Here is a 13746-nt window from a genome sequence, read left to right on the forward strand (position 1 = left end):
TTGTCCTCATGACGAGTAGTGAACCAACTGTCGACTGGGACCAGTTCATGCAACCGCTCGATCCCGCGTGGACCGAGCCGACCGAGGACCAGGTGCAGGACTTCCGTGGGCGCCTGGAGGACGTCGTCAGCACCCTGGCCCGATCGATCTCCGTGCGCGAGCAGCAGATGGGCGCTGGCCACCCGCACCTCGATCAGGTCGAGTTCACCCCCGACTGGCAACTGGCGATGGTGCGGGCCCTCCGCGAGACCAGGGACGCCGCCGAGGAGCTGAGTGAGAAGTTCGTCCGCGGCGCTGGCGCGGGCGGTATCAACTACCCGCAGCTGGGAGCCGCGTGGGGGATCTCCCGCCAGGCCGCACGCAAGCGGTGGCCCGGCGCCGTCGCGGCGGTCAACGGGTATGTGAGGAAGGAGCCGATCCACTTCGAGTCGTTCGGCGGGGAGGCCCGGGTCGTCTGGCACCCCGAGGAGGGTGGCTGGTGGTGGATCGCGACCGCCGCCAACCGCAAGACGCAGGAAGCCCCCGACGACCTCACGTACGACACGAGCGAAGAGGCCGCTGCCGCCGCCGGCGCGTTCCTCGCGACCAACACCACGACGGACGGAGCCAGCGCGTGAGCACCAAGACCACGACCACGACCCCGGCCGCCGACGCGTTCGCCCAGGCGCTCGCCGAACTCGCCGACGGATACCCGACCGACCCGGAAGGCGCCCCGCTCGTGACGGTCACGGTCACCGACCCGGCGACCGGCGAGCAGCACCAGGTCCCCATCGAGCCCGGACAGCTCGACTGGGTGACCACCCTGGTGCGGGGCCAGCTGGACGACTTCCGCAACGCGCACGCGGACGGCAGCGGCGCATGCGGACACTGCCGGGGCACCGGACTCACGGGCGGCACTGGTGGCGCCGCCGACATCGAGCCGCCCGCCGACGACGGGAGCCGCCCGTGAACGCCGTGATGTCCATCACGCCGCCCTGCCCGGAGTGCGTCACCCCGACCCAGGCGATCGAGGTGGAGGGCGAGCAGATCTGGCGCTGCCCGGCATGCGGGCGCCGTACCTACGGCACCGGCGACCGGCACGATGACGACCTTCCGCCGTACACCGAGACCGACACCGACGGCGCGGTCGTCTGCTTTCACGGCACCGGCGAGGTCGACGTCGAGGCGACGGGAGAGCTGGCCGCCCAGGACGACATCGGCGACGACGACCGGGACGTCGAGGAGGGCCAGGCGCCGGCGGGATGGGAACCCGAGGTGCGGGACGTCCGCGTGAAGGACCTCACCCACGTACTTGCCGGGGCGTGGGTGTGGATCTACGGCGACCCCGAGGGCTGGCGGTTCTTCACCAACGCGACGTACGACCCGGACGCCGGAGACACCACGGTCACCATCACCTACAGCGACGGGGAAGTGGTGCGCGAGGAGCCGTGGCCCCAGGCCCGTCTGGTGCACGCCGGACCCGAATCCGTCCCCACCGCGACCCGCCCCGGCCCCGCCGGGCTGGTGCCCCGGTGACCTTCCCCAGCGGGCAACGCCCCGTTCCCCACCCGGCGCGTGGGGAAGAGACCGCCGCTCTTCCCCACGGCAGGGAACCCGGCACCGGGGAAAGTGGGGAAGTCGACATGCCGTTCCCCGGTGGGGAAGACATGTCGATTTCCCCACCGGGGAACGGCGTGCCGTGGGGAACCCTGCTCGCCGATGGGGAAACCGTCGCCCGCTACTGGAGCCACGTCCTGTGCCGCGGGCCGGACGACTGCTGGTGGTGGACCGGCGGATTGAGCGACACAGGCCATGCGACCTTCCGCGCCGTCTCCCTGCCCGGCCACACCAGGCGCGGCACCGTCCCCGCCCACCTGTTCGGCTACCGCCTCGCCCAGGGCATCGATTCCATCCCGGCCGGCCTGGTGATCCGGCACCGGTGCGACGAGCCGCCGTGCCAGAACCCCGCCCACTGGCTGCTCGGCACCCGGGGCGACAACAACCGAGACGCCGCAAGTCGCCGCAGGTTGGCGGGCCACGCGCTCGCCGACGTACGGGGCGCGGCCGGCCGGGCGCGGGCGGTCCAAGCCGCCATCGCCACGGCCGACCCCGACCACCTCGACGAGGCGATCGCCGCCGCGCTCGCCGAGGGCAACCCGTCCGGCGCGCACCAGGACTCGCTCTTCTGACGACGCTCACCCGCCAGCCCCGGACCACCTGGTGGCCGGGGCTGGCGCGCGTGGGGAAGCCGGGGAACCCGGCCGTGGGGAACGGCCCCGGGGACGTGGGGCGTGCGACCCGCGACCGCTTTTCCCCGCCGCGGCTTCCCCACCGGATGGGGAAGCCGGCCGCCCCACGGCGGGTGGGAACTTTCACCGCCGGTGGGGAACTTCCCCACCGGGCCGGGCGGGGACGTACGCACGGGTGGGGAACTTCCCCACCGCCCCGACTTCCCCGACGCAGCCACGTTCCCCACTCCGCCGCGACTTCCCCACCGTTGGGGAAGTGGGGAAGGTCCGGCCTTCCCCACCCGCCACCGAAGCGCGGCCCAGCTTCCCCACGCGCGACGTGGTGGTGGGGAAGCTTCCCCACGTCGGTTACGCACCGTGGTCGCCGAACGGGTCGGCGGGGACGCTGGCCGCCGCGCTCGCGGGCCGGCCGAGCGCGAGTCCGCGGGCATCGTCGCGGCCGTTCCCCGGTAACAGTCGACCCCCGCCGGGAAGCCCGGCGGGGGTCGAAATCGTCGGTGCCGACCGTAGCGCACCCGCGCGGCCGGCGGCCAGCACCGCCTTCCGTTTGGGGCGACGGCCGGCCGTCGTGAGTCGCGCAGCGCGCGCCGCGACTTGGGCGCAGCCCCGTAGCCGCCGAGCGTCACATTTCGGTACAGACCGGCGCGCCGCGCCAAACCCGTGGTTCCAACCCCAGGCCCCCAGCGATCGCATGAAGGCCCCTCAAGAGGCAGACTCAAATGGGACATCCTGACCCTCTGCAGACCCAGGTCATAGGACCCCTTCTTTCCCCTGATCATCTAGACCGACTGCAGACCGTAGAACTCCATGTACCAACCACAATCCCTCACACCTATGCATCACGATCCAATGGCTGTTGTTGATCTTGAAAATCGCCTACTCTGAGTCAAGATGTTGAGCATCAGCGCAGGTTCAGACCCCGACTACCTCACCCGCGAGGTAGCGGCCGGCGCTGAGCACTACTACGCCCGCAGCGTCGAACTGCAGGGCGAACCGCCCGGCTACTGGCTCGGCGGCGACATCGACACCCTCGGGCTCGACGGCACGGTCAACAACGAGGTCTTCACCGACCTGTACAAGGACTGGATCGACCCGCGGAAGCGCGACGAGATGTACACCAAACTCGCCGCCATCCCGCACGAGGAAGGCACCCCCGAGTACGCCAAGGCCGAGAAGGCGATCCGCAAGGAAGCCCGGCTGGGGAACGCCCCGAAGAACTACCAGAAGAGCTACGAGAAGCGGTTCGCCGCCGCCCTGGACGACGCGCGCGCCAAGTCGCCGGGCGTCGAGCTGACTCCGGAGCGTGTCAAGGCGATCGAGCTGGACGTCCGCAAGCACTCGCCCAGCGCCAAGCTGTACTACGACCTCACCTTCAGCGCGCCGAAGTCCTGGTCGGTCTACCACGCTTCGCTGCAGGTGAAGGCCGCACAGTGCCGCGAAGCCGGCGACCTGGAGGGCGCGCAGCAGTTCACCGAGAAGGCCGACCGCGTCTGGGACGCGTGGAAGACCGGGGTGAAGGCCGGGCTGGAGGAGGTGGAGCGCGCGGCCGGCTACACCCGACTCGGTCACCACGGGGCGAAGGTCGAGGGCCGCTCCACCGGCCGCTTCGTCAAGGGTGAAGGCTTCATCGTCGCAGCGTGGGCCCAGCACACGAGCCGTGACGACGACCCTCAACTCCACGTCCACGCCACCGTCCTCAACAAGATCCGGGCCATCGAGACCGACCCGGTCACCGGGGAAGAACGCGAGGTCTGGGCGTCGATCGACGGCCAGGGGCTCTGGGCGAACAAGCAGTACATCGGGCACCTCGCCGAGCGGATCGCCGAGCAGGAGCTGGAGCGCACCGAGGGCGTGCGGTTCATGACCCGGCCGGACGGCGCGGCCCGCGAGATCGTCGGTATCGACCAGGACCTGCGCGACGGGTTCAGCTCCCGCCGCGTCGCCATCAAGGCCGAGGTCGCCGAGGTCGCCAAGGCGTACGAGGAGCGGTACGGCAGCGCGCCGAGCCCGTATGTGCTGGCCCGGATGTCCGAGGACATCACGCTGCAGCAGCGCAAGGCCAAGAAGCACGACGCCACCACCCGTGAGCAGCTGCTGGACCGGTGGGAGTCGTTCAGCAAGGAACGGTTCCGTGACTCGCTGGCCAACGTGCCCGACGAGGTTGCCTACCACTCGCAGCTGCACGACCTGCACCGGCCGTACAAGGAGTTCGACCCCGAGATCATCCAGCAGCGCGCGGTTGCCGCCGTCCAGGAGCAGAAGCCCACCTGGCGACGCGCTGACCTGCTCGTTGAGCTGAACCGGCAGCTCCCCGACACCTTGGGCGGGATGGAGGCTCACGAGGTCACCGAGCTGCTCAACACGCTCGCCGACCAGGCCCTGGACCCGAGCAACGACAACGGCGTGGTGTGCGCGACCGCCCCGCACCTGGTCGAGATCCCTGCCGAGCTGCAGCGCGCCGACGGGTCGTTCGTCTACGAGCCGGCCGACAACAACGTGAACCGGTTCGCCACCGAGCGGCACATCGCGACCGAGGAGCGGATGCGCACCTTCGCGGGCGAGCGCGGCGCCCCCTGCGTACCCGCCGACCTGGTCGAGGAGGTCATCGAGAAGCGCGGACTCAAGGGGAAGCAGGCCGACTTCGTCCGGGCCGCCGCGACCTCCGGGCGCAAGGCCGACCTGCTGGTCGGCCCGGCCGGCGCGGGCAAGTCCTTCACCCTCGCGGCGCTGACCGAGGTCTGGGAGGCACACGAGGGCGGGAAGGTCATCGGCCTCGCCAGCGGCGAGCGCGCCGCCCAGGTCCTCGCGGACGAGGGCATCGACAACGTGGCGAACATCAGCAAGCTGCTCAAGGTCCACGACGATCTCGCCGCAGGCAAGACGGTCGAGGACGCCGAGAAGTACCGGATTCCTCGCGGCGCTCTGGTCATCGCCGACGAGGCTGGCATGACCAACACCCGCGACCTGGACCGCGTCCGGGCCCTGTGCGAGGCCAGCGGCGCGAAGATGGTCATGAGCGGTGACCACCACCAGCTCGCCGCCGTTGGCGCGGGCGGAGTGTTCGGCTGGCTCGCCGAGGACATGCCGGGGGTCCACACGCTGGAGGAGGTCCGGCGCTTCCGGGACACCGACGCGTGGGGCAACAAGACCGTCCGCCAGTGGGAGGCCGAGGCATCCCTCCAGCTGCGCGACGGCGACTCCGAGTGTCTTGCCGAGTACGAGCTGCACGGACGATTCCGCGGCGGCAGCGCCGAGGAGATGAAGGAGCGCGCGTACCAGGCGTGGGTCACCGACCGGCTCAACAACCGCAACCCGCTGCTGGTCGCCCCCGACAACGAGACGGCCGCCGAACTCTCCGCACGCGCCCGCGCCGACCTGGTCCGCGCCGACAAGGTCGACGAGGAAGGCATCACCCTGCGCACCGGGCGGATGTACGGCGTCGAGACGAAGGCGGGCCGCGGCGACCTCATCCAGATGCGCCGCAACAACCGCCACATCGAAGGCGAGAGCGGCCAGTTCGCCACCAACCGGCTGACCGCGAAGGTCACCGGCATCAGCGACAACGGCGCGTTGATGGTGCAGCTGGAGGACGGCTCGCGGATGCACCTGCCTGCGGCCTACGTCCAGGAGTACGTCGAGCTGGCTTACGCGAGCACTGTGCACGGTGCTCAGGGCCGCACCGTCGGCCCCTGCCACTCCCTGGTCGACGAGCAGACCTCCCTCGAAGCGCTGTACGTCAGCCTTACCCGAGGCGAGGACGGAAACTGGGCCTACGTCATCACCCACCGCCAGGGCGACGGCATCAAGCAGGAGGACATCCCGCACCACCTCTCCGTGCTCAACGGCACGCTGCAGCGCAGCGGGATGCAGCAGACTGCCAGCCAGGCGATCGAGGCCGAGCTGGAGCGCCGCGAGCGGCTCGACGTGCTGGAGCCCGTGTGGTCCGGCGTCAAGGACCAGGACGCCGAGAAGCGCTTCGGCAAGGCCCTGCTCGACGCACTGGGGCCTGAGGCGTACGCGCAGTGCACCACCGAGGAGGCGTACGGCTCCCTGATGAGGCTGGCGCGGGAGGTCGAGGAGAAGGGATTCGACGCCGAAGACCTGCTGGTGCGTACCGCCCGGTCGCGCGAGCTGGACACCGCCGACGACTCCAGCAAGGTGCTGCACCACCGCCTCAAGCAGGCGTACCGGCTGGTGGAGCGGGACCAGGTCAACGCGGAGAAGGCCGAGCAACGCGCCGCGCTCACTGAGCAGGAGCAGAAGGTCGACGCCGCGGCCCAGGCCGGGAACGTCACGGTGGATCCGGATGAGGTGCCGCAGCTGCTCGCCGCTGCCGAGGAGGCCGCCCGCCTCCACTCGCACCAGGACGAGCTGCTGCAGCAGGCCCTCGCCGTCCAGACGGGGATGGAGGTCCTGCACGCGCCGGTCGGCGAGGAGGCCCGCCAGCAGCAGGGGACGGCCTGGATTGAGGCCGCGACCGCCGAGCCGCTCGACCAGGAGCAGCTGGCGCAACTGGTCGGCACCCCCGAGCCGGAGCCGGCCGACCTGTTTGCCGAGCATCACGCCGGTCTGCTCCAGCAGACGCTCGCCTACCAGGAGCACGTCGAGGTTCTGCACGCCGGCCAGGACAACGAGGTCAAGCAGCAGCAGGCCGCGGAACGCGAGGCACAGCTGGAGGCCACGGACTCGTACACCGCTCGCACTCCCGAGTTCGCTGGCGACGTGGGGCGGTTCATGCATGAGTGGGCCGAGTTGATGGACCACCGCACCGAGCAGCTGGGCGAGCGCGTCGCCGAGGAACAGCCGCAGTGGGCGATCGACCGTCTGGGCGAGGTCCCTGACGACCCGATCAAGCGGGCTGAGTGGGAGCGTCGCGCCGGCCGCGTTGAGCGCTACCGCGAGGCGCACGGCTACGACCAGGCGGCCGACGCCATTGGGCAGGCCCCGCCGGCGGGCGCCGTCGAGGCACGGGCCGACTGGGAGCGGGCCCGCCGTGCCCTGGGCGTGCCAGACGAGCTGGCCGACATCTCCCGCGCCAGCGAGGAGACCTTGCGTCAGACCATCGAGCGGGCCGAGCGCGAGGAGGAGTGGGCGCCGCCCTACGTCGCTGACGACATGCAGAAGGCGTACACGGCGCAGCGCGACTACGCCGACCAGGCCGTGCAGATGGAACTGCGCGCCCAGGAGATGGCGGAGAAGGAAGCGGCCGAGCACACCGGGCGCGTCACCCAGGCAATGGGCGAGTTCGCGACTGCGGGAGGCTACAACGAGAACCAGCAGGCCCTCGCCCAGGCGATGGCGATCCAGCAGGTGCCCACCCTGCAGGCCGAGATCGACCCGAGCGACCTGGTGCGCGACACCCTCGATCGCGCCGAGGCGAGCCGCAGCATCGCCGAGACGATGGGCGACCGCGCCCAGAAGTTCCAGGAAGTCCACGAGGTCCGCGAGGGGTGGCACGCTGAGACGCAGCAGGTGCGCGACGAGGCGGAGTACGCGCGGGCCGAACTGGAGCGCCGCAACTCCGTTGAGCCGGAAGTCGACGAGCCCGCCACCCCGGCCGCGCCGCCCGCCGAGCCGAGGCCGCAGCCGTCGGTCGAAGAAGAGCTGATGCAGGCGATGGAGCAGGCCCGCCAGGCGCAGCTGATCCTCGAACAGCGCGCCCAGGAGCGGGAGCAGGAGGCCCAGCGGGAGCGCGAGGCACAGCCGCAGGCAGAGGAACTGGACCGGGAGCGCCGCGACACCGGCATCGACTACGAGGCCCAGTACGAGCGACTGGGCCAGGAACTGGCCGGGCACGTCGACATCGAGCCCACGGCTGGCGCACCCGCTGAGCCCGAGCCGGAGCCTGCCATGGCGCCGGCGCCGGAGCCTCCTGCACCGCCCATGCCGGACTTCACGCCCGACATCGACATGTAGGACACGGGCCAGCGGGCACCCGCTGGCCTCTCCATTTCCTAGTCCCGTGTCCGAGCCGCCCGCTACCTTGACGCTATGGCGGAGACATCGTGGTGGAACCGGGGCAACACCCAGCCGACCCAAGCGCCTGCACGGGACCTGCCTGCCGGCGTCACGCGCTCACGCGGCGAGCTGGAGAAGCTGCGCGACGACGCTGTGGCCTCTCAGGCGCGGGAACCGGGCGACGTCCGCATGATGTGGTGCTCCCCCGACGGGGTGGCGAGCGCCCTGGAGGCCATCATCCACACCACCCGATGGCTGCTCGGCGAGCGCGACGGGGCACCGATCTCCCGCACGCTGTATGACTACCCGGACCTGCCTGTCGGCAGGATCGCCGGACACGCCACCGACGCCATCTTCGAGGGCAGGTGGCCCGAGGTTTCCGAGTGGTACGCCGGCGGGGTGAAGCGGACCTTGGAATGGGCAACGTCCGTCGACAAGGAGCGCCCCATTTTCGAGTGAGAACCTGAGCCGAGCGTGCGGCCTGCCCCATCTGGGCAGGCCGCACGCCGTTTGGGGTGCACCGTGCGCGTGCTGGTGTGTTGATCTCAGGAGTAGCCATAGGGTCAGGTCATGCTCATCGCGAACGTGTCCCCCAGGACCATGGCCAAGACCACCGACACGGCGTGGCTCTCCCATGCCCTCGAGGAGGACGAGGAACAGTACGACGTCCTGGGGTACGACGCCGACCACTCCAAGCAGTTCCACAACTGGAGCAAAAAGGCGAAGGGCGACTTCCGGTTCCCGGTGCACCTGCAGGCGAGCGCCCAGTTCCACAAGGAGGTCGTGCCGCCGGCGGGGAAGACGATCGCGATGGTGGACTGCGGGCACTCCGAGAACCACCCGCACATCACGGACTCCGTGCTGCGGATTGCCGATCTGGTGATCCTGCACATGTCGCCGACCGGCGCGGACTGGGAACGGATCGTCGAGCCCCCGGACGCCACCCCCTTCATGGACATCCTCAAGCGAAGCGCCCCGCTGCGTGCCACGCGGAGGATGCCGCCGACCTGGGTGCTACTGAACCGCACCGTGGCGAATGCGTCCTCCACCGGCTACTACCGGGAGGAGATGACCAAGGAGGGTTACGACGTCTTCACCACGGCCATCCCGCGCAGTGAAATGTTCGGGCAGTCTCTGGGCTTCCCGATCGTGGACGCCAGGAAGACAGCGTTCGGCTCGCTGGTGACCGAGATGAAGAAGCGGGGCCTGCTGCCCGTCGAGGAGCGAGAGGAGCAGGCGGAGCAGTGAGCTACAAGAGGCAGATGGAGCAGCGGGCCCGCGAGCGCGCGGCCGAGCGTGAGGGACGGGAAGCCGAAGGCCAGCAGGGTGCCACCGCTGCCGTGCCCGCGCCGGGCGGCGAGGTAGACCCGCTGCAGAGCCCCGCTGCGGCAGCCGTCAACGAGGCGTACCGCCCGCAGCCGTTCACCCCGGACCTGATCCCTGAGCCGGAGAAGCTGGACGCCCAGGGACCGATGTCGGCCCAGGAGATCGACGAGCTGGCGCACTGCGAGGCCGCCTACACCAACGCCAACCAGGCCGAATGGCTCAAGTGGAAGGCCGCTCACGCGGTCCGCGAACGCAAGACCCACCGAGGCCCCGACGGCACCCGGACGTGGCCGGAGTACTGCGACGAGAAGTTCGGTGAGTCCGAGTCCGAGGTCAACCGGTCGATCCAGCAGTGGCCGCTGATGAAGGCGATTTCCGAGCAGTGGACGAGGCCGCTCGCGACTCCGGCCTCCCACGTCCAGGCGCTGCTGCCAGTGATCGAGGGCTACGGCCTGGAGGAGACAGCCCGCGACTACGTGACGCTGCGCACCTGGGCCGCCGAGAACAAGAAGCGCGTCACCGCAGCCGACCTGGAGACCTGGGTCGACAAGGCCCAGGCAGTTCAACAGCCGGGCGAGCGCCCGGCGCTGACTGCCGAGAACTGGATGGCAGCCCGGGAAGAGCGGGTCGAGAAGGCCAAGTCCACCAAGGCCCGCCCCGCGGCACAGCCCTCGCCCGGTACTCCTGCCGTCGGCGCAGCGGCCGGAGTCCAGACCGCCGGCGAGGAAGCGAGTCACCCAAATTTGGGTGACTCGGGGACCCCCGCCAGCGACGAGCAGCCGCACCAGGAACCGGATGACGCGCCTACCGAGGAGGCCCCCGGGCCGGGCGGGCCGGAAGGCGCCGGAGACCAGGAGACCGACGACGGCAAGGCCGACCAGGCGGCGAAGGTGTGGAGTGAGCTTGAGGGGATGCACAGCGCGATGGTGATGTCGGGCCTGCTGCAGCACGCCCGTACGGACACGCTCACCTCCATCGCGCAGACGGCACGAGCGATAGCCGAGGCTGCCGAAGAGGTCCTCAAAGAGCGGTAGCCGGCCCCGGACATGCCGATGGGGAGTCACCCAAATTTGGGTGACTCCCCATTCGTCTGGCAGCCCGGCCGGTCACTCAGCCGTGGCATCGTCCTTCTTCTCCGGCTCGGGCCGCCGGGCGATGTCCTTCTCCACCCGCTCGAAGAACCGGTGATCGACGAAGTCGTCGATGCCGAACGGCGCCGGCGGGGCCGCCGGGTCGGCCACCGGCACCGGGACAGGGTGCCGGGGCTTGGGCAGATCGTCGCTGGGGTAGCCGCACTCCTTCAGCTCCTTCTTGAGGACCTGCTCGACGTGCGGCCACCACCGCACGTGCCACTCCGCGGCCCGGGTCGGCGGGGCGTGCTGCTCGTACGCCCAGTGCCAGTACGCGCACAGCCACGTCAGCTGGATGCGCACCTGCTGGTGCCGGTACCAGCAGGGCTTCCAGACCGACTCGGCGTAGGTGGGCCACAGCACGTTCTGGCACCAGCTGGTCAACCAGTCCCACAGTTCCCGGGCCTGGTCCTGGTTGACGTCGTTCCAGTTCGGGGCGGTGCCCGGCGCCTGGGAGGGCTCTTCCTCAGGCTCCGCCTGCAATTGCTGGATCACCGCGACGACCGCGGCGAGCTGCTCCTTCAGGCCGCCCACCGAGGTGGCCATCTTCTCCTCGAAGGCGGCCAGCGTGGCGGCGAGCCGCTGCTCTTCGAGCGTCTTGACCCGGCCGTTGACGTCGGAGAGATCTCCCGTCAGGCGCAGCAGCATCTCCATGGGGTCGAGCTGCATCAGAAGGCCCCCATATCGTCGTCATCGTCGATGGCCGCGTTGTCCGTGCCGGTCTTGCGCAGCGGGATGGGCTGCTGCGCATCGGCCGGCCGGGCCGAGGGCTCGGGCTGCGGCGGGACCTGCTCCAGGTGACCCGTCGGCGCGTGGGCCGGCTTCTCCGGAACCACCGGAGGCTCAGCAGGCGGGACGACCTCGCCGAGGACCGTACGGGGGCCGCGGACGCCGTCGGTGGCCCAGCCGCTGGCCGCCGGGGCCGCCGTCCACGGGTTGGTGTCCATGGTTGGCTGCGCCCACGGCCCTTGCGGCTGTGGCGCCCACGGATCCTCGGTCGGCGTGACCCGCGGGTTCGTCGGGCCTGTCGCTGCTGCCGGGGTGTGAGGAGCGGCCGAGGTCGCGGCGGCCAGCTTGCGCTTGCGGGCCTTCAGTTCGGCCTTGGCCGCCTGCTTGTCCGACTTCTCGGCGCTCTTGATGTCCTTGCGGTCCCACACGGCGGTGAACTTCGCGACGACCGGGCCGCCCAGGTGCTTGCGCAGGACGAGGATCTCGCCCGGCTCCAGGTTCATGATGTCCGAGGCCGTCATGGTGTCCACCTCGACCTTGGTGTGCGACACGGACTCGCGCATCGTGCCGTTCTGGCCGGTGGGGGACGTCGAGCGCGACTCCCGCTTCTCCATGTGCTTGCCGCACAGCTTGGACAGCGAGTCGAGGTGCTCGTCGTTCGAGAGGCCGCCCAGGATCAGCTTCGTGCAGTTGTCCCAGATCGTCTGGTAGCCGTACTTGCCCCACCGCTCGTAGATCTGCGCCGGCGACTGGAACACGGCGTGGACGTTGATGCCCAGGCCGCGGCTGTCCGCCGTCCACAGCGGCAGCGGCACACTGCAGATCAGGGCTGCCTCGTCGAGGACCATGCTCCACGGCGGGTCCAGGCGCCCGCCGCGGTTCATGGGTGCCAGCGCGCGGGCGGTCTCATAGATCTCACCGGTCAGCGCGGTGAACAGCGGGCCGAGGGAGCCCATGCCGTCCTCACGGCCGAGCAGGTAGAGGGTGTCCCGCGAGTTCAGGTACGCGGCGATGTCGAACTGCGGCGTGCTCGCGTGGTGCGCAGCCTCGACGATCTTCTGGACGCGCGGCGAGTCCAAGAACATGAAGGTCTTGGCCAGCGTGCCGAACACGTTCTCCGAAGTCGTGGGCTTGCCCTCGACCTTCTGCGCCTGCACCAGGTCGTCTTTCCAGCCGCGCGGGGCGACCGGCCGGGTCGGGTTGGCCGGGTCGGGCTGCGCGTACTTCTCGAAGATCTCGATGGCCTCGAAGTTGCGGACGTTCTTGGACCAGCGGGCCACGTCCAGCAGGCTCCGGCCATCCGCGTCGGCCGCCCAGAGGAACGCTTTCAGCACGCTGTAGCTGGCGGTCAGCCAGAAGGTGCGGTTCTCCACACCCTTGGTCGCGTCGCTGCCTTCCAGCAGGTAGCGGGCCCGCCGCATGGACCGTTCGACGCCTTCCTCCGGGTCCGCGCAGCCGATGACCGGATCCCAGGCGATGTTCGAGTCGCGGCCGGCGATGCCCTGCGGGTTCCACAGCAGGATGCGGCCGACCCGGGCCCGCATCCTCTCCGTCCACTCCACGATGTCGAACTTCGTGGACGTCGCCAGGACTGCGCCCTCCGCGTCGATGATCCAGTTCGACAGCTTCGCCGTTTTGCCCGCGCCCATCGGAGCGAGCATCAGGGAGCTGTCCTCGATCGCCATGTACAGGTGCAGGCCCGTCCTGCGGTCCCGGCCGACGTACACGCCAACCGCATTCACCGGCACCTTGCGGCTGGGTACGTCCGCCAGGCTGGGGCGCAGCACCTTGCGTCGCTTGACCAGCTGTGCGCTGCCCATTGCCTTGCGCAGCTTGTGCTTGCTGGCGAAGCCGTCGTCGCGGGTGAAGTCGATGTCGCCGCGGAGCTTCAAGTACGCGGCGCCGACCAGTGCCAGGCTCATGGCGGAGGTCAGGAGCGGCTGCTGGACGAAGAGCGTGCCGCCCAGGTCGATGATGCCGCCGAAAACCTTGCCGAGGATCTCGCCGGGTCCCTCGGTGGTGTTCTCCGCCGCGAGAAAGGTGACGGGCGCGGCGAGCGCGGTCAGGCGCACCCCCTGCCGTCCGAAGTGTTCGGTGGAGAACAGCATGCTGTTGAGGGCATCGCCCTCGGTCGGCTCCCAGGCGGGTGCCGCATTGTCCGTCGCCATTTGGTCGCCGGTGGTGGTTGTGTTGGTCAGGGTGCCCTTACTGTTGTCGTTCACGAAGGTTCTCCTTCGGTCGGGAGTGGCCCCGGTGCCGTAGCCGCCAAGCTCAGAAAGCGCGGGGGCCACTCCAGTTGGTATACGTCGCGGGACTGACATTCGAGGCATTGCTACTGCCGATCGTTACGGACCTACCGCATGTGGTCACGCGGT

10 protein-coding genes are annotated in these 13746 nt (G+C 70.0%); 8 read left to right on the forward strand and 2 right to left on the reverse strand.

Annotation, left to right across the window (positions count from 1 at the left end; all coding sequences use genetic code 11):
- Positions 1–8 precede the first annotated feature (8 nt).
- From SNA_RS24515 to SNA_RS24550, 8 genes are all read left to right on the forward strand, one after another.
- Positions 9–617 carry a hypothetical protein gene (locus SNA_RS24515; protein ID WP_030064071.1) on the forward strand — a complete coding sequence of 203 codons (609 nt, stop codon included), beginning with the start codon at positions 9–11 and terminating at the stop codon, positions 615–617.
- Positions 614–949 (forward strand): hypothetical protein, encoded by a 336-nt coding sequence (locus SNA_RS24520; protein ID WP_051877145.1) that lies wholly within the window; start codon positions 614–616, stop codon positions 947–949. Before SNA_RS24515 ends, SNA_RS24520 begins: the two co-directional genes overlap by 4 nt.
- Positions 946–1515, forward strand: coding sequence for a hypothetical protein (locus SNA_RS24525; RefSeq protein ID WP_051877144.1), 570 nt, complete (start codon positions 946–948; stop codon positions 1513–1515). Before SNA_RS24520 ends, SNA_RS24525 begins: the two co-directional genes overlap by 4 nt.
- Positions 1516–1646: 131 nt before the next feature.
- A complete protein-coding gene (locus SNA_RS24530) occupies positions 1647–2168 on the forward strand; it encodes an HNH endonuclease family protein (RefSeq protein ID WP_030064068.1) in 522 nt (173 codons plus the stop codon).
- A gap of 951 nt (positions 2169–3119) precedes the next feature.
- Positions 3120–8144 (forward strand): MobF family relaxase, encoded by a 5025-nt coding sequence (mobF, locus tag SNA_RS24535; protein ID WP_044366834.1) that lies wholly within the window; start codon positions 3120–3122, stop codon positions 8142–8144.
- 75 nt (positions 8145–8219) lie between these two features.
- Complete coding sequence (locus SNA_RS24540; RefSeq protein WP_030064127.1) at positions 8220–8645, forward strand: hypothetical protein; 426 nt, start codon at positions 8220–8222, stop codon at positions 8643–8645.
- A 111-nt stretch (positions 8646–8756) separates the two neighbouring features.
- The gene (locus SNA_RS24545; RefSeq protein ID WP_030064126.1) at positions 8757–9434 is read left to right on the forward strand and encodes a hypothetical protein; all 678 of its coding nucleotides are present in this window, start codon (positions 8757–8759) and stop codon (positions 9432–9434) included.
- Positions 9431–10546, forward strand: coding sequence for a hypothetical protein (locus SNA_RS24550; protein WP_030064125.1), 1116 nt, complete (start codon positions 9431–9433; stop codon positions 10544–10546). The genes SNA_RS24545 and SNA_RS24550 overlap by 4 nt, the downstream gene beginning before the upstream one ends.
- 72 nt (positions 10547–10618) lie before the next feature.
- Here SNA_RS24550 and SNA_RS24555 read toward each other — a convergent pair whose 3' ends face one another.
- The gene (locus SNA_RS24555) at positions 10619–11311 is read right to left on the reverse strand and encodes a hypothetical protein (RefSeq protein WP_030064124.1); all 693 of its coding nucleotides are present in this window, start codon (positions 11309–11311) and stop codon (positions 10619–10621) included.
- Complete coding sequence (locus tag SNA_RS24560) at positions 11311–13593, reverse strand: type IV secretory system conjugative DNA transfer family protein (RefSeq protein WP_051877157.1); 2283 nt, start codon at positions 13591–13593, stop codon at positions 11311–11313. Before SNA_RS24560 ends, SNA_RS24555 begins: the two co-directional genes overlap by 1 nt.
- Positions 13594–13746: the final 153 nt, after the last annotated feature.

The sequence above is a fragment of the Streptomyces natalensis ATCC 27448 genome (assembly GCF_000935125.1).
Classification (GTDB): Bacteria; Actinomycetota; Actinomycetes; order Streptomycetales; family Streptomycetaceae; genus Streptomyces; species Streptomyces natalensis.